The organism is Nocardia rhizosphaerihabitans (assembly GCF_014646295.1).
GTDB classification, from domain to species: Bacteria; Actinomycetota; Actinomycetes; order Mycobacteriales; family Mycobacteriaceae; genus Nocardia; species Nocardia rhizosphaerihabitans.
The window spans coordinates 175,614-191,762 of sequence record NZ_BMNE01000004.1 but is presented as its reverse complement, the minus strand read 5'-3'; the positions used below and the strand labels follow the sequence as shown (position 1 = coordinate 191,762).

The following is a 16,149-nucleotide window of genomic DNA, read 5'->3' as shown; positions in this document are numbered from 1 at the left end:
TACCGCGTGGTACCAGCTGGTTCTATGAAGTTACGGTCCGCGCAGCCTCCGGGCTATCGGCCGTCGGAGCAGGGTCCGAGGTCAAGTAGCGCTGGAGGGTGGGGGCGATGTCGGTGACTATCCGGGGTGGGGTCAGGTCGACTACCGGAGGGATGCGCAGGACGTAGCGGCACAGGGCGAGGCCGAGGAGCTGGGTGACGATCAGGGCGGCGCGGCGGGGGGCGTCGGCGGGGGTGCCGAAGCGCAGGACGGCGGGCAGGACCTGCTGGGCGAAGACCTCGCGGAAGCGGGCGGCCACCGCGTCGTCGGTGATCGAGGAGCGCAGCAGGATCAGCAGAACGGTGTTGTCGTTCTCCTCCCAGATCGCCAGGAAGTGGCGGATCAGCACCTCCCCCATGGCGTCCGGGTCGGCGGCGGCGAGGTCGGGCAGGTCGAGGTCGATCTGGGCGGCGGCGGCGAAGAGACCGTCCTTGGAGCCGAAGTAGCGCATCACCATGGACGGGTCGATCGCGGCGTCGGCGGCGATGGCGCGGATGGTCGCCTTCGCGTAGCCGTCGGCGGCGAAGCGGGCGCGCGCGGCGGCGAGGATCGCGGCGCGGGTGGCGTCCGAGCGGCGGGCCGGGGTCTCCTGGTCGTCGGAAGTCATGCCAACAAGTGTAGGCCAACAACTGTTGACTTTCATCGACGGTCGAGTCTACCGTTATGCCCACAAGCGTTGGCAAACAAGCGTTGACCAGGAGTCGTCATGACCGCCACCCCACTGCCCGAAGCCACGTCCGTCGTCATCGTCGGCGCGGGCCCCGCCGGTCTCACCGCCGCGATCGTGCTCGCCGAAGCGGGCGTCGACCACGTCCTCATCGATCGGCTGAGCGAGGGCGCCAACACTTCTCGCGCCGCGGTCGTGCACGCCAGGACCCTGGAGGTCCTCGACGAACTCGGCATCGCGAAGGACCTCGTCGCCCGCGGCATCCAGGTCCCCACCTTCAAGGTGCACGACGGCCCGAAGACGTTGGCCACCATCGAATTCGGCGACCTGCCGACCGCCTACCCCTACACGCTGATGATCCCCCAGGACGTCACCGAGCAGGTCCTGCTCGACCGACTGCACCAGCTGGGCGGCACCGTCCACCGCCCGCTCACCGTCGAGCGGGTCGACGACGAGAACGGCCGCGTCACCGTCGGCTACACCACCGCAGACGCCACGACAGGCACCATCACCGCCGACTACGTGATCGGCGCCGACGGCATGCACAGCGTCGTGCGCGCACAGGCGGGTATCGGCTTCACCGGCGACACCTACCCCGCGTCGTTCGTCCTGGCCGATGTCCGGATGAGCTGGCCGACCCCGCGTTCGGAAGTCTCGCTGCACCTTTCGCCGGAGGGCGTCACCGTGGTCGCCCCGCTGCCCGACGCGGCGCAGGAGCGCTACCGCGTCGTCGCCACCGTGGACGAGGCCCCCGAGCACCCGACCCGCGACGACATCCAGACCCTGCTCGACGCCAGGGGCCCCGCGGGCGAGGTGCGGGTCGACGAGGTGCTGTGGAGCTCACGCTTCCGCGTGCACCACCGTGTCGCCGACCACTACCGCGCGGGCCGCGTCCTGCTCGCGGGCGACGCCGCCCACGTGCACAGCCCGGCGGGCGGCCAGGGCATGAACACCGGCATCCAGGACGCCGCGCTGCTTGCCCGGCTGCTGGCGAAAGTGGTTGCCGGCGGTCCGGATGCACTGCTCGACGAGTACGAGACGGTGCGCAGGCCGATCGCGCTGGACGTCGTCGCCTTCACCGACCGGATGACCCGCATGGCCACCCTGCAGTCGGCCCCGGCCCGCACCGCGCGCAATACCGCGCTGCGCCTGCTCACCGGCATCCCCGCGGTTCGCAGCAAGCTGGCCTACCAGCTCGCCGAACTCGCCAACCGCTGACACACGAGAGGGGCCCTTCCGGCGACATCGCCGAAAGGGCCCCTCTTGCTGTCGATACCTAGGCCGAGCCCGCGTCGGCGTGCTCGTCGGCAGGCCGCTCGTCGGTCTGCGCCTTGGCCCACCGGTAGTCCGGCTTGCCCGCGGGCGAGCGCTTGATCTCGTCGACGAACCACAGGCTGCGCGGCTGCTTGTACGACGCGATCTCCTGCGCCAGCACCGGCTTCAGCTCGGCCAGGGTCGGACGCTTGTTGTCACGGCACTGGACCACCGCGACGACCCGCTGACCCCAGCGCGCGTCCTCGACGCCGACGACGAGGGCGTCGAAGACATCCGGGTGCGCCTTGAGCGCGCCCTCGACCTCTTCGGGGTAGATCTTCTCGCCACCACTGTTGATGCTCACCGAACCACGGCCGAGCATGGTGACGGTGCCGTCCTCCTCGACGCGCGCGAAGTCGCCGGGGATCGCGTAGCGAACCCCGTTGAACTCCTTGAACGTCGCGGCCGACTTGACCTCGTCCTTGTAGTAGCCGAGCGGGATGTGGCCGCTGCGCGCCAGCAGGCCGACGACGCCGGAACCCGGCTCGACCGGATTGCCTTGTTCGTCGAGCACCTGGGTGGCCGCGTCGATCTTCACCCGCGGGCCGCCGGTGTGGGTCTGGCCCTTGGCGATCGTCGCCAGACCACCGAAGCCGGTCTCCGAGGAACCGATGGAGTCGGTGAGCAGCCGGTTGGGCAGCAGCTCGAGGAACTTGTCCTTCAGCGGCGGCGAGAACAGCGCGGCGCTGCTGGCGAGCACGTACAGCGACGAGAGGTCGTAGGGCTCACCGGTTTCCGGGTTCCCCTCCTCCAGCGCGTCGAGCATCGGCCGCGCCATCGCGTCGCCGGTGATGAAGATCAGGTTGATCTTGTGCTTGTCGACGGCCTGCCAGACCCCGTGCCCGCTGAACTCGGGGATCATCACGGCCTTGCCGCCGCCGAACAGGCTGTGGAAGGTGGCCCACTGCGCGCCGCCGTGGATCATCGGCGGAATCGGGTAGCGCACCATCTGCGGGTTGGCCGCGCCGATCTTGGCCAGCTCCCACTCGTCCTTGGTGTACTCACCGGTGATGAAGTTGATGCCGGCGCCGAGCACCCGCCACACGTCCTCGTGCCGCCACATCACGCCCTTGGGCAGGCCGGTGGTGCCGCCGGTGTAGAGCATGTAGATGTCGTCGGGCGAGCGCTCGCCGAAGTCGCGCTCACCGGAGGAACGGGCCAGCGCCGCCTCGTACTCCACCGTGCCTGGCGCGGTCGGGCCGTCGGTGCCGTCCTCGACGACGAGCACCGTCTTCAGGTCGGGCACCTTCGGCAGGACCGCTTGCACCTTGTCGGTGTAGCGGCGCTCGTGGATCAGCGCGACCATGTCGGAGTTGTCGAAGATGTGCAGTAACTCGTTCTCGACGTAGCGGTAGTTGACGTTGATCATCACCGCCCGCGCCTTGAAGATCGCGACCATCGCCTCGACGGCTTCGACGGTGTTCCGGGAGTAGATTCCGACTTTGTCGCCGGGTTTCACACCCTGTTCCAGCAGGTAGTGGGCCAGCTTGTTGGCCCGCTCCTCCAGTTCGGCGTAGGTCGACTCGCGATGTTCGCCGACCAGCACGATCCGGTCGGGCATCAGGTCGACGGCGTGTTCGACGAGATCGGCTATGTTGTAGCTCACAGGAACAAAAATAGAACGTGTTACTGTTTCTGACAAGGTCTTCGGCGTCTCGATCTGGACTGACCGGAGGGTGCGACGAAGGAGTACCCGGAGGGAGGGAAGATCGAGACAGAGGGCCGAAGACCTGCGCGCGTCAGCGCGCCATGACAGAGCTCGAACGTCAGGAGATATCGAATGGCCCACTGTCTGGTCGAGAAGCGAGACCACGTCCTCATCGTCACCATGAACCGGCCGGAGGCACGCAACGCCCTCTCGGGCGAGATGATGGCGATCATGCGCGATGCCTGGGACCAGGTGGACAGCGATCCCGATATCCGCGTCGCGATCCTGACCGGCGCGGGCGGGGCCTTCTGCGCCGGGATGGACCTGAAGGCGATGAGCTCGCAGCATCCGGGGGACACCGCCTCCGAGGGCAGCTGGGACCCGGCCTACCTCCCCGCGCTACTGAAGGGGCGGCGACTGGCCAAGCCGCTGATCGCGGCGGTCGAGGGCCCGGCCATCGCCGGTGGCACCGAGATCCTGCAGGGCACCGACCTGCGCGTGGCCGGGGAAAGCGCCAAGTTCGGCGTCTCCGAGGCGCGCTGGGGCCTGTTCCCGCTCGGCGGTTCCGCGGTGCGGCTGGCTCGGCAGATCCCGTACACGGTGGCCGCTGATCTGCTGCTGACCGGTCGGCACATCACTGCCGCCGAGGCCAAGGAGATCGGCCTGATCGGCCACGTGGTCCCCGACGGCACCGCCCTCGACAAGGCCTTGGCACTGGCCGGCCAGATCGCCGACAACGGCCCGCTCGCCGTCCAGGCGATGCTGCGCACGCTGCGCGAGACCGAGGCGATGCCGGAGAACGAGGCGTTCCCCATCGAGGCGAAGATCGGCATCGAGGTGTTCAGATCCGCCGATGCCAAGGAAGGGCCGCGCGCCTTCGCGGAGAAGCGCAAGCCGAACTTCACCGGGCAGTAGTCACCGCGAACAGGGCGCGAGCCATCGGCCTCGCGCCCTGTTCGGCCGGGCGCCTACGCGCCCGGGTAGTTCATGTAGAACGGCTCCCACTGGTGACCGTCGGGGTCGAGGAACGTGCGGCCGTGCATGCCCACCTGGGCCTCCTGGGCGCGCTTGTCCTCGTTGGTCTGCTCGGTCGCGCCCGCGGCGACGGCCGCGTCGGTCAGCGCGTCGACCTCCTCGGCGCTGGCCAGCGAGAGCGCGTAGCCCGCGGCGGCGGTATTGATCGTGTCGGCGATCGGGCGGGTGCTGAAGGTCGAGAAGAACGGCTTGGTCAGCAGCATCAGGCAGATGTTGTCGTCGATGACGATGCACGACGCGTTCTGATCGGTGAAGTCCTCGTTGACCTTCCAGCCCAGCGCCTCGTAGAAGCTCTTCGAGCGGTCGAGGTCGGCGACGGGAAGGTTGATGAAGATCATCTTGCTGCTCATGGGTGTCAGCCTTTCGTGGCGTCGTTGCGGTCTCGAACATGTAGACGCGACGGCTCACCGGAATTCATCGCGCCGGGCAAAGTTCGCAAATCTCGCCGGTCCGTTTTCGCCTCTGTCGGCTGTCGGACCCCTGTGGCATCGTGAGGAACTATGAGCGACGCCACAACCGCTACCACCGGCCCCGATCCCGACGTACTGGCCGAATTCGAAACTCACCGGCGCGAATTGTGCGCGTACGCCTACCGCATGCTCGGCTCCTCGTTCGAGGCCGAGGACGCGGTGCAGGAGACCTTCACCCGCGCCTGGCGCTCCTACGATTCATTCGAGGGCCGCGCGAGCCTGCGCTCGTGGCTGTACAAGATCGCCACCAATATCTGTCTGGACATGCTCGATCGTCCGCAGAGCCGGGCACGGCCGATGGATCTCAACGGACCAGGTCGCCCGGATTCGCCGCTGCCCGCACCGCAGCCCGATTACGTGTGGATCGAGCCGATCCCGAACGGGCTCGCCTTCGGCGCCGATCCGGCCGAGCACGCCTCGACCAAGGACACCCTGCGCCTGGCCTTCGTCGCGGCCTGCCAGCATCTGCCCGCCACCCAGCGCGCCATCCTGATCATGCGCGAGGTGCTGCGCTTCTCCGCGGGTGAGACCGCCGAGGCGCTGATGATGTCGCCCGCGTCGGTGAACAGCGCGCTGCAACGGGCACGCGCCACCATGTCCAAGGTGCAGCCGACCGTCACCGACGGGTTCGACGAGAGTGATCCCGAGCAGCGCAAGTTGGTCGACGATTTCGTGAAGGCCTTCGAGGCCTACGACATGGACGCGCTCACCACGCTGCTGAAAGCCGATGTGGCGCTGTCGATGCCGCCCTTCGATCTCTGGATCTCCGGGCCGGAGAATGTGGCCGCGTTCATGCTCAGCACCGGCAGCGCGTGCCGCAATTCGCGCATGGTGCCGCTGGAAGGCGCCAACGGGCTGCCCGCCTTCGGCCACTACAAGCCCAGCGGGGAGCCCGGCGTATGGGTGCCGTGGTCGATCACCGTGCTCGAGCTCGAGGGCGACACCATCTCGGGCCTGAACTTCTTCCTCGACACCGAGAAGTTGTTCCCGCTCTTCGGGCTCGCGCCGGAGTGGCGCGAAGCCGTCTGAGCGGGAACATCTTTCAGAGCAGGCGGCGCTTGTACAGCTTGCCGTTGGGATCGCGGGGCAGCTCCGCACGGTATTCCACCGTGCGGGGCAGCTTGTACTTGGCGAGCTGACCGGCCGCGAACTCGAGGATCTCGGCGGTGAGCGCGTCGTCGGCCGTCGCACCGTCGACCGGCTGCACGAACGCCTTGACCTGCTGACCCCAATCCGGGTCGGGCACACCGAGAACCGCCACGTCGGCCACCTTCGGGTGGCTCATCAGCACGCCCTCGATCTCGGCCGGGTAGATGTTCACGCCACCGGACAGGATCAGATCGGAGCGGCGGTCGCAGAGGAACAGGTAGCCGTCCTCGTCGAGGTAGCCGATGTCGCCGACGGTGAACAGGTCACCGACGCGCGACTCCTCGGTCTTCTCCTTGGCGTGGTGGTACTCGAAGCTGGACGCGCCCATCTTCATGTAGACCATGCCCTCTTTGCCCGCGGGCAATTCGGTGCCGTCGGTCTCGTCGAGGATCTTGATGACCGACCACGGCCAGGCCTTGCCGACCGAGCCGGGCTTGTTCAGCCACTCGGTCCCGTTGATCACCGTGCCGCCGCCCTCGGTGGCGGCGTAGTACTCGGTGACGACCGGACCCCACCAGTCGAGCATCTGCCGCTTGGTCTGCTGCGGGCACGGCGCCGCGCCGTGCACCATGCTGCGCAGCGAGGACACGTCGTAGCGGGCGCGCACGTCCTCGGGCAGGGCGAGCAGGCGATGGAACTGGGTGGGCACCATGTGACTGTGGGTCACCTTGTGGCGCTCGATCAGCGCGAGCATGTCCTCGGGATCCCACTTGTCCATGAGCACGAGCTTGTGGCCCATCTGGATCGAGATCGTCGAGAAGTTCAGCACGGCCGTGTGATAGAGCGGCGAGCCGCAGATGTGCACGTGGTCGTCGTAGGGCGCGAGCTCGAACAGGGCGAAGAAGGCCTTGTTCGGCGCGGGGACCTGATCGGGATCGGCGCCGGTCAGCGGCCGGCGAACGCCCTTGGGGCGCCCCGTGGTTCCCGAGGTGTAGAGCATCGGCGCGCCGACCGAACGCTCGTCCGGGCGGCCGGTGTCGGCGGCGCCGAGCCAGGAGACCGGCCGGAAGCCGTCGATGGTGCCTGCCGAGAACCGGGCTTCGGCGGGCAGTTCGGCCAGGTCGGCGGCCTCGGCGGCGGTGGCGGCGAACCGTTCGCTGGCCAGGAAGGCCGAGGCCTCGCTGTCGCCGAGGATGTAGGCGATCTCGGGCGCGGTGAGGTGCCAGTTCACCGCGACGATGTACAGGCCCGCCTGATACGCGGCGAAGTACGCGGCGATCGCCTCCACACCGTTGTGCAGCATGCTGACGACCACGTCGCCGGTGCGCAATCCGATGCCGCGTAGTCCGTTGGCGTAGCGGTTGGCGAGAGTGGCCAATTCTCGATAGGTGATCTCCCTGCCGTCCGGGTCGACGACGGCGATCCGCTCGGGATCGGCCGCGGCGATATTCCACAGTCCGAGGACTTCCGTTGTCTGCTGGCTGCTCACCCCATCGAATTTAGAACGTGTTCTAGGTGGATACAAGGGTTTGGAGCCGACGCATCTGATCGACATCGGAAACCGAGATCAGCATCATCGTCACCCCCGCGTCCTCCCATTCCTTCAACCGCGACCGCACGTGGGCCTCGTCGCCGAAGATCGCGGTGTCGGTGATCAGCTCGTCGGGCACCGCCGCGGCGGCCTCGGCCTTGCGGCCCGCCTGGAAGAGAGCGGAGATCTCGTCGACCTCCTTGCCGTAGCCCATCCGCTTGTACACCTGGGCGTGGAAGTTCAGCTCCGGCGCGCCCATGCCGCCGATGTAGAGCGAGGTCACCCAGCGCATCCGCTCGATCTCCCCCGCCGGATCGTCGGTGACGACCACCTGGGCGCTCGCGGCGATCTCGAAATCGGCCCTGCTGCGCCGGGCGCCCGGCCGGGCGAACCCCTCGTCGAGCCACTCGTTGTACATGCCGGCCAGGCGCGGCGCGTAGTAGATCGCCAGCCAGCCGTCGGCGATCTCGGCGGTCTGGGCGACGTTCTTCGGACCCTCGGCACCCAGCCAGATCGGCAGCTCAGCGCGCAGCGGATGCACGATCGGCTTGAGCGGCTTGCCCAGGCCGGTCGCTCCGGGACCGGTGTAGGGCAGGCCGTAGTGCTTGCCGTCGGAGGTCACCGGAGCCTCGCGGGCCAGCACCTTGCGCACGATGTCGACGTACTCGCGGGTTCGGCGCAGCGGCTGGGCGAACGGCTGTCCATACCAGCCCTCCACCACCTGCGGACCGGAGACGCCGAGGCCGAGGATGGCCCGGCCGCCGCTGAGGTGATCGAGGGTGAGCGCGTGCATCGCGGCCGCCGCGGGCGTGCGGGCCGACATCTGCGCGACCGAAGTACCCAGGCGCACCCGCTCGGTCGACGACCCCCACCAGGCCAGCGGAGTGAACGCGTCCGAGCCCCACGATTCGGCCGCGAACACCGCGTCGAACCCCGTTTCCTCGGCCGCGACGACCAGCTCGCCGGCGTTGGCGGGCGGCTGCGCACCCCAGTAACCGAGTTGCAGTCCGAATTTCATGACCGACGCCCTTTCCGGCGAATCCTTGCAAGCAGAATAAGAACCTGTTCTACTCGATATCGTGACCCAGGGGAATACCGCAGTGGAAGTATTGAGTGCACCCCTCCGGGTGCAGTTCGACTACACCAGGTCCGTCGGACCTGTCATCGGCGCCTTTCTGACCGGACTGCGCGACCGCCGGATACTCGGCGTGCGCGGCAGTGACGGCCGGGTATTGGTGCCCGCGCAGGAATACGACCCGATCACCTCGGCCCCGCTGGCCGAGCTGGTCCAGGTCGAGACGACCGGCACGGTGCAGTCGTGGACATGGGTGGCCGAGCCGCTGCCCGGGCAGCCGTTCGACCGCCCGTTCGCGTGGGCGCTGGTCCAGCTGGACGGGGCCGACACGGCGATGTTGCACGCGCTGGACGTGACCGACCCGAGCCAGGTGAGCACGGGTATGCGCGTGCGGGTGCGCTGGGCCGAAGAGCGCACCGGAACGATTCAGGACATCGCCTGCTTCGAGCCGGGCGAAGGGGCCGAGACCGCGGCGCCGTCCGAGGACACCGCCGAGCCGGTGACCATGCTGACCACGCCCGTCGACATGAGCTACAAGCACACGGCCTCCCCGCAGGAGAGCGCCTACCTGCGCGGCCTCGCCGAGGGCAAGCTGATCGGCGGCCGCTCCGAAGCGGGCGGGCGGGTGTACTTCCCGCCGCGCGGCGCCAACCCGACCGACGGCACGCCGACCGACGACCTGGTGGAGCTGCCCGACAAGGGCACGGTGACCACCTTCTGCATCGTGAATGTGCCGTTCCTCGGCCAGCGGATCAAGCCACCGTATGTGGCCGCCTACGTGCTTCTCGACGGCGCCGACATCCCGTTCCTGCACCTGGTTCTCGGCTGCGAGGCCTCCGAGGTGCGAATGGGCATGCGGGTCGAAGCCGTGTGGAAGCCGCGCGAGGAATGGGGCCACGCGCTGGCCAATATCGACCACTTCCGGCCGAGCGGCGAGCCAGATGCCCCGTACGAGTCCTACCAGCACCACCTCTGAGAGGCGACGTTGAGTACACCAGAAATCGCGGTGGTCGGGTTCGCCCACGCACCGCACGTGCCGGAGACCTTCGGCACCACCAACGGCGTCGAGATGCTCGTGCCGTGCTTCCAGCAGCTCTACGCCGACCTCGGCATCAGCAAGACCGATATCGACTTCTGGTGCTCCGGCTCCTCGGATTACCTGGCGGGGCGGGCGTTCTCGTTCATCTCCGCGATCGACGCGATCGGCGCGGTGCCGCCGATCAACGAGTCGCACGTGGAGATGGACGCCGCGTGGGCGCTCTACGAGGCGTGGGTGAAACTGCTCTCCGGCCAGGCGCAGACCGCGCTCGTGTACGGCTTCGGCAAGTCGTCGGCGGGCACCCTGCGTCAGGTGCTGACCAGGCAGCTCGACCCGTATCTGGTCGGCCCGCTGTGGCCCGACGCCGTCTCGGTCGCGGGCCTGCAGGCACGCGCCGGGCTGGACGCGGGCCGCTGGACCGAGCGGGAGATGGCCGCCGTCGCCGGTGGTGACATCGAATCCCTGCTCGCCGCACCGTATGTCGCCGATCCGCTGCGTGCGCACGACATCGCCCCGATCACCGACGGTGCCGCCGCGATCGTGCTCGCGGTCGGCGATCGGGCCAGGGAGCTGTGCGAGCGCCCGGCGTGGATCACCGGCATCGCGCACAATATCGACGCCCAGGCGCTCGGCGGCCGCGACCTGACCCGCTCGCCATCCACCACCAGGGCGGCAGCGGCCGCGACCGGTGGTGACACCACCTTCGATCTGGCCGAACTGCACGCGCCGTTCAGCCATCAGCAGCTGATCCTGGCCGAGGCGATCGGCCTGTCCCCCGACACCCCGGTCAACCCGTCCGGCGGTGCGCTCGCAGGCAACCCGATGTTCGCGGCGGGCCTGGAGCGGATCGGCAACGCCGCGACGGCCATCATCTCCGGCACCGCCAACCGGACTCTCGCTCATGCGACCAGCGGCCCCGCGCTGCAGCAGAACCTGGTCGCCGTTCTGGAATCGGAGGCACGATGAGCTTCCCCGCGGCGGTGCTCGGCACCGGCCAAACTCATCACGTGACGAAGCGCACGGACGTGTCCATGGCGGGCATGTGCCGTGAAGCGATCGATCGCGCGCTCGAAGACTCGGGCCTGACCATCGACGACATCGACGCCGTCGTCGTCGGCAAGGCGCCCGACTTCTTCGAGGGCGTGATGATGCCCGAGCTGTATCTCGCCGAGGCGCTCGGCGCCATCGGCAAGCCGCTGCTGCGCGTGCACACCGCCGGTTCGGTCGGCGGGTCGACCGGTGTGGTCGCCGCCAACCTGGTGCAGGCGGGCGTGCACGGCAAGGTCCTCGCGATCGCGTGGGAGAAGCAGTCGGAGTCGAATGCCATGTGGGCGTTGTCGATTCCGGTGCCGTTCACCATGCCGGTCGGCGCGGGCGCGGGCGGCTACTTCGCCCCGCACGTGCGCTCCTACATCCGCCGCTCCAATGCCCCGATGCACATCGGCGCCATGGTGGCGGTGAAGGACCGGCGCAACGGCGCGAAGAATCCGCTCGCGCATCTGCATCAGCCCGACATCACCCTCGACTCGGTGCTGGCCTCCCAGATGCTGTGGGACCCTATCCGTTTCGACGAGACCTGCCCGTCCTCGGACGGCGCGTGCGCCCTGGTGATCGGCAATGCCGAGGCCGCCGCTGCCGTCGAGGCCGAGGGCAAGAAGGTCGCGTGGATCCACGGGACCGCGATGCGCACCGAGCCGACGACCTTCTCGGGTCGTGACCAGGTCAACCCGCAGGCTGGTCGCGACGCGGCCGCCGCGCTGTGGGCCTCGGCCGGGATCACCGACCCGCTCGAGGAGATCGACGTCGCCGAGATCTACGTGCCGTTCTCCTGGTTCGAGCCGATGTGGCTGGAGAACCTGGGCTTCGCCGCCGAAGGCGAGGGCTGGAAGCTCACCGACAAGGGCGAGACCGAGATCGGCGGCCGCATTCCGGTGAACCCGTCCGGTGGCGTGCTCTCGTCGAACCCGATCGGCGCCTCCGGCCTGATCCGCTTCGCCGAGGCGGCCAAGCAGGTCATGGGCCGGGCCGGTGCGTACCAGGTCGAGAATGCCCGCAAGGCGATGGGCCACGCGTACGGCGGTGGCTCCCAGTACTTCTCGATGTGGGTCGTGGGAAGCGAGCGCCCGGAATGAAGTTCACCCTCGGAATCGCGCTGAGCCCGCTCGACCAGCTGACCGAGCTGGCCAAGACGGCCGAAGAATGCGGGTTCACCTCGATCGGCCTGCCCGACTCGCTGTTCTACATGAAGTCGCAGGCCGCCGACTACCCGTACACCCCGGACGGCAGCCGGTTCTGGGGGCCGGAGACACCGTGGGTCGACCCGCTGATCGCCGCGGCCTCCATGGCCGCGGTGACCACGAACCTGCGGTTCTACACCAACGTCCTCAAGCTCGGCTCGCGCAATCCGCTGCTGCTGGCCCGGCAGGTCGGCTCGATCGCCAACATGTCGGGCAACCGCTTCGGCTTCGGCATCGGGATCGGCTGGGCCCCTGAGGAATTCGAGTGGTGCGGCGTGCCCTACGCCCGCCGTGGCGCCAGGGTCGACGAGATGATCGAGATCATCCGGCTCGTCCTCGACGGCGGCATGGTCGAGTACCACGGCGAGTTCTTCGATTTCGGCGAGCTGCAGATCAGCCCGGCGCCGAGCGAGCGGGTGCCGTTCTATATCGGCGGCCACACCGGTCCGGCGCTGCGCCGGGCCGCCCGCATCGGTGACGGCTGGACCTCGGCGATGATGAAGTTCGACGATCTGGTCACCACCATCGCGACCCTGCGCGAGCTGCGGGCCGAGTACGACCGGTCCGAGGTGCCCTTCGAGATCCAGGCCGTGTGCATCGACAAGTTCGGCCGCAGCGGTTACCAGGATCTGGCCGACGCCGGCGTCACGGACACCATCGTGGTGCCGTGGCTCTCCGACGGCATCGGCTTCGACGGCGAGCTCGAGGCCAAGCAGGATTCGCTGCGCAAGTTCGCCGAGAAGTACATCGCCGATCCGATCGTCGCGAGGACAGCGTCATGAGTGAGACAGCTATCGATCGATCGGCGCGCGCCGCCGGGCTGGCTTCCCAGGCCGCGGTGCGGGCCAGGGACCGGGCGGCGTGGGTCGCCCTGTTCGCCGAGGACGGGATCGTCGAAGATCCCGTCGGCCCTTCGGGTTTCGACCCCGAGGGCGTCGGCCATCGTGGGCACGAGGCGATCGGCGCGTTCTGGGACAAGGCGATCGCGCTGACCGAGTCGATCGAGTTCCTCTTCGAGGACTCCTTCGCCTGCGGCAACGAGATCGCCTTCACCGGAAAGATCCGCACGACCATGGCGGGCCACGTGATCGACGCCGAGGGCGTGTTCACCTACAAGGTCGACGCCGAGGGCAAGATCGCCGCGCTGCGTGCCTTCTGGGAGGTCGACCGCGCGATGGCGACCACCCGCCCCGTCGCCTGACGACGAAACGAGTTCCGCCCCGGTACCCTTCGGTACCGGGGCGGAACTTTTCGTATTGCCGGACAGCTCAGTGGGCGACCGGGCAGCCCTTGGTCTTGTAGTCGACCGGGAGCTCCTTGATGCCGTTGAGCCAACCCGAGTGCAACCGCTTCGGCTTGCCGATCTTGGTGATATCGGGCAGGTGGTCAGCGATCGCGTTGAAGATCAGGTCGATCTCGAGCCGCGCCAGGTTGGCGCCGACGCAGAAGTGCGCGCCGGTACCGCCGAAGGCCAGGTGCTGGTTGTCCTTGCGCATGATGTCGAACTTCTCCGGGTTCTCGAAGACGTCTTCATCGAAGTTGGCGGACCGGTACAGCATCACCAGACGCTGGCCCTTCTTGATCTGCACGCCGTTGAGCTCGGTGTCCTCGAGCGCGGTGCGCTGGAAGGAGGTGACCGGGGTGGCCCAGCGAATGATCTCGTCGACCGCGCTGGCGGGCCGTTCCTTCTTGAACAGCTCCCACTGGTCGGGGTTCTCCATGAACGCGATCATTCCGTGGCTGATGGCGTTGCGGGTGGTCTCGTTGCCCGCGACAGCGAGCACGATGACGAAGAAGCCGAACTCCTCCGCCGTGAGCGCCTCACCGTCGACATCGGCCTCGATCAGCGTGGTGACCAGGTCGTCGGCCGGGCAGGCCTTCCTGGCCTCGGCCATCTGGTACGAGTAGCCGAGCAGCTCCATCGACGCCTTGACCGGGTCGACATCCACGTTGTCGGGGTCGTCGTAGCCCGTCATGTCGTTGGACCACTCGAAGACCTTCATCCGGTCTTCCTGCGGCACGCCGATCAGTTCGGCGATGGCCTGCAGCGGCAACTCGCAGGCGACCTGAGTGACGAAGTCGCCCGAACCCGATTCGGCGGCGGCCTTCACGATCTTCTCGGCACGCGCTGACAGCTCGGCGCGCAGGCCGTTGACCGCGCGCGGGGTGAAGCCCTTGGCGATCAGCTTGCGGAGCTTGGTGTGCTCCGGGGCGTCCTTGTTGAGGATGACGAAACGCTGCAGTTCGATCTGCTCACGCTGGATGTCGTCGTTGAAGCGCGGGATCGCGGTGTTCTCGTAGGTGGAGAAGACGTCGCTGCGACGAGATACCTCCTTCACGTCGGCGTGCTTGCTCACCACCCAGAAACCGTCGTCGTGGAATCCGCCGACGTCGGGCGACTTCGGGTTCCACCAGATCGGAGCCGAACGCCGCAACTCGGCGAACTCCTCCATCGGAACACGCTCGGCGTAGATAGCGGGATCGGTGACGTCGAACCCGTCCGGCAGGTTCGGCCGGCCCGTGGCTTGACCAGGGCCGGCTTGTTCGGTGCTCGGATCTACCACCAGATGTCTCCTTCGACAAACTGAAACACGTTCTACAATCATTCAAGCACAGAGGCTGCCGTGACGAAAGAACCTCGCGGTTTTACCCTGGGCTATAGACCAGAACTTGTTGCAGTTACGAGGGAGAATCAGATGGGAACACCCGTCATCGTCGAAGCCGTGCGGACGCCGATCGGCAAGCGCCGCGGACAGCTTTCGGGACTGCACGCCGCCGAGCTGCTCGGCCTGGCCCAGCGCGGCCTGCTCGATCGGGCCGGCATCGACCCGGCCGAGGTCGAGCAGGTGATCGGCGGCTGTGTCACCCAGGCGGGCGAGCAGTCCAACAACGTCACCCGGGTCGCCTGGCTGCACGCGGGCCTGCCCTGGCAGACCGGCGCCACCACCATCGACGCGCAGTGCGGCTCAGCACAGCAGGCCAACCACCTCATCGCCGGCCTCATCGCCACCGGCGCGATCGACACCGGCATCGCCTGCGGCGTCGAGGCCATGAGCCGCGTGCCGCTCGGCGCGAACGTCGGCACCGAGGCGGGTTCGCGCCGGCCCGCGTCGTGGTCGATCGATCTGCCCGACCAGTTCGGCGCGGCCGAGCGAATTGCCCGCAGGCGCGGCATCACCCGCTCCGACATCGACGAATTCGGCCTTCGCTCACAGCAATTGGCGGCGCAGGCCTGGGCCGAGGGCCGCTTCGATCGCGAGGTGCTCCCGGTGTCGGCGCCGGTGCTCGACAGCGAGGGCAATGCCACCGGCGAGAAGCTGGAGGTGACTCGCGACCAGGGTCTGCGCGCCACCACGCTCGAGGGTCTCGCGGCACTGAAGCCCGTCGTCGCCGACGGCATCCACACCGCGGGCACCTCGTCGCAGATCTCCGACGGCGCCGCCGCGGTCCTGCTGATGGACGAAACCGTCGCGCGCAACAAGGGTTTGCGGCCGCGCGCGCGCATCCACACCCAGGTGCTCGTCGGCGCGGAGCCGGAGTTTCACCTCGACGGCCCGGTGCAGGCGTGCACCCGGCTGCTCGAGCGCTCCGGAATGAAGATTGCAGATATCGACCTTTTCGAGATCAATGAAGCATTCGCGTCGGTGGCACTTTCGTGGGCTTCTGTACATCAGCCGGACATGGACCGGGTAAATGTCAACGGCGGTGCGATCGCAATCGGGCATCCGGTCGGCTCCACCGGTTCCCGGCTGATCACCACCGCTTTGCACGAGCTCGAACGAACGGGCAAGGGCACGGCCATGGTGCTGATGTGCGCAGGCGGCGCGCTCGCGACCGGAACGATCATCGAACGCCTGTAGACTGGGCCTCACCGAAACCGGGCGCCCAGGTTGAACATTCATCCCAGGGCGCCCGGAACGTGTCGTACGCCACACAATCCAGGGGACTTGGGGGAACATGAGACATCAGCTAACTTGGGGCTACCATCGACCCAAGGTCGAAGAA

Annotated in this window: 15 protein-coding genes; 9 read left to right on the top strand and 6 right to left on the bottom strand. The window is 67.9% G+C overall.

The annotated features are described in order from the left end of the window. Positions 1–22: 22 nt before the first annotated feature. On the bottom strand, positions 23–646 hold the full coding sequence (locus IEY60_RS18460) for a TetR/AcrR family transcriptional regulator (RefSeq protein ID WP_189029936.1): 624 nt from the start codon (positions 644–646) through the stop codon (positions 23–25). 99 nt (positions 647–745) lie between these two features. Here IEY60_RS18460 and IEY60_RS18455 point away from each other — a divergent pair, with 99 nt between their 5' ends. Further along, positions 746–1,924 (top strand): FAD-dependent monooxygenase, encoded by a 1,179-nt coding sequence (locus tag IEY60_RS18455; protein WP_189029934.1) that lies wholly within the window; start codon positions 746–748, stop codon positions 1,922–1,924. A 58-nt stretch (positions 1,925–1,982) separates the two neighbouring features. Here IEY60_RS18455 and IEY60_RS18450 read toward each other — a convergent pair whose 3' ends face one another. After that, a complete protein-coding gene (locus IEY60_RS18450; RefSeq protein ID WP_189029932.1) occupies positions 1,983–3,626 on the bottom strand; it encodes an acyl-CoA synthetase in 1,644 nt (547 codons plus the stop codon). A 174-nt stretch (positions 3,627–3,800) separates the two neighbouring features. Here IEY60_RS18450 and IEY60_RS18445 point away from each other — a divergent pair, with 174 nt between their 5' ends. Continuing rightward, positions 3,801–4,583, top strand: a complete 783-nt coding sequence (locus IEY60_RS18445) for a crotonase/enoyl-CoA hydratase family protein (RefSeq protein ID WP_189029930.1) — start codon at positions 3,801–3,803, stop codon at positions 4,581–4,583. 53 nt (positions 4,584–4,636) lie between these two features. Here the strand turns inward: IEY60_RS18445 and IEY60_RS18440 are convergent, their stop codons facing one another. Continuing rightward, complete coding sequence (locus IEY60_RS18440) at positions 4,637–5,053, bottom strand: VOC family protein (protein WP_189029928.1); 417 nt, start codon at positions 5,051–5,053, stop codon at positions 4,637–4,639. A 150-nt stretch (positions 5,054–5,203) separates the two neighbouring features. Here IEY60_RS18440 and IEY60_RS18435 point away from each other — a divergent pair, with 150 nt between their 5' ends. Continuing rightward, complete coding sequence (locus IEY60_RS18435) at positions 5,204–6,202, top strand: sigma-70 family RNA polymerase sigma factor (protein ID WP_189029926.1); 999 nt, start codon at positions 5,204–5,206, stop codon at positions 6,200–6,202. A gap of 13 nt (positions 6,203–6,215) precedes the next feature. Here the strand turns inward: IEY60_RS18435 and IEY60_RS18430 are convergent, their stop codons facing one another. Further along, a complete protein-coding gene (locus IEY60_RS18430) occupies positions 6,216–7,751 on the bottom strand; it encodes an acyl-CoA synthetase (protein ID WP_189029924.1) in 1,536 nt (511 codons plus the stop codon). 22 nt (positions 7,752–7,773) lie between these two features. Continuing rightward, complete coding sequence (locus IEY60_RS18425; RefSeq protein ID WP_189029921.1) at positions 7,774–8,811, bottom strand: LLM class F420-dependent oxidoreductase; 1,038 nt, start codon at positions 8,809–8,811, stop codon at positions 7,774–7,776. Between the two features lie 61 nt (positions 8,812–8,872). Between IEY60_RS18425 and IEY60_RS18420 the strand changes: the two genes are divergently transcribed. From IEY60_RS18420 to IEY60_RS18400, 5 genes are read left to right on the top strand one after another with little or no spacing between them, the layout of a single operon-like run. Next, positions 8,873–9,844 (top strand): Zn-ribbon domain-containing OB-fold protein, encoded by a 972-nt coding sequence (locus tag IEY60_RS18420; protein WP_189029919.1) that lies wholly within the window; start codon positions 8,873–8,875, stop codon positions 9,842–9,844. Positions 9,845–9,853: 9 nt separating this feature from the next. Continuing rightward, positions 9,854–10,873: a thiolase family protein gene (locus IEY60_RS18415; RefSeq protein WP_189029910.1), complete on the top strand. Its 1,020-nt coding sequence runs from the start codon at positions 9,854–9,856 to the stop codon at positions 10,871–10,873. Continuing rightward, the gene (locus IEY60_RS18410; protein WP_189029908.1) at positions 10,870–12,039 is read left to right on the top strand and encodes a thiolase family protein; all 1,170 of its coding nucleotides are present in this window, start codon (positions 10,870–10,872) and stop codon (positions 12,037–12,039) included. Before IEY60_RS18415 ends, IEY60_RS18410 begins: the two co-directional genes overlap by 4 nt. Next, positions 12,036–12,926: a TIGR03619 family F420-dependent LLM class oxidoreductase gene (locus tag IEY60_RS18405; protein ID WP_189029906.1), complete on the top strand. Its 891-nt coding sequence runs from the start codon at positions 12,036–12,038 to the stop codon at positions 12,924–12,926. Before IEY60_RS18410 ends, IEY60_RS18405 begins: the two co-directional genes overlap by 4 nt. Next, the gene (locus tag IEY60_RS18400; RefSeq protein WP_189029904.1) at positions 12,923–13,345 is read left to right on the top strand and encodes a nuclear transport factor 2 family protein; all 423 of its coding nucleotides are present in this window, start codon (positions 12,923–12,925) and stop codon (positions 13,343–13,345) included. Before IEY60_RS18405 ends, IEY60_RS18400 begins: the two co-directional genes overlap by 4 nt. A gap of 67 nt (positions 13,346–13,412) precedes the next feature. Here the strand turns inward: IEY60_RS18400 and IEY60_RS18395 are convergent, their stop codons facing one another. Then, the gene (locus IEY60_RS18395) at positions 13,413–14,708 is read right to left on the bottom strand and encodes a cytochrome P450 (protein ID WP_189029902.1); all 1,296 of its coding nucleotides are present in this window, start codon (positions 14,706–14,708) and stop codon (positions 13,413–13,415) included. A 132-nt stretch (positions 14,709–14,840) separates the two neighbouring features. Here IEY60_RS18395 and IEY60_RS18390 point away from each other — a divergent pair, with 132 nt between their 5' ends. After that, positions 14,841–16,004 carry a steroid 3-ketoacyl-CoA thiolase gene (locus IEY60_RS18390; protein WP_189029900.1) on the top strand — a complete coding sequence of 388 codons (1,164 nt, stop codon included), beginning with the start codon at positions 14,841–14,843 and terminating at the stop codon, positions 16,002–16,004. Positions 16,005–16,149 lie beyond the last annotated feature (145 nt).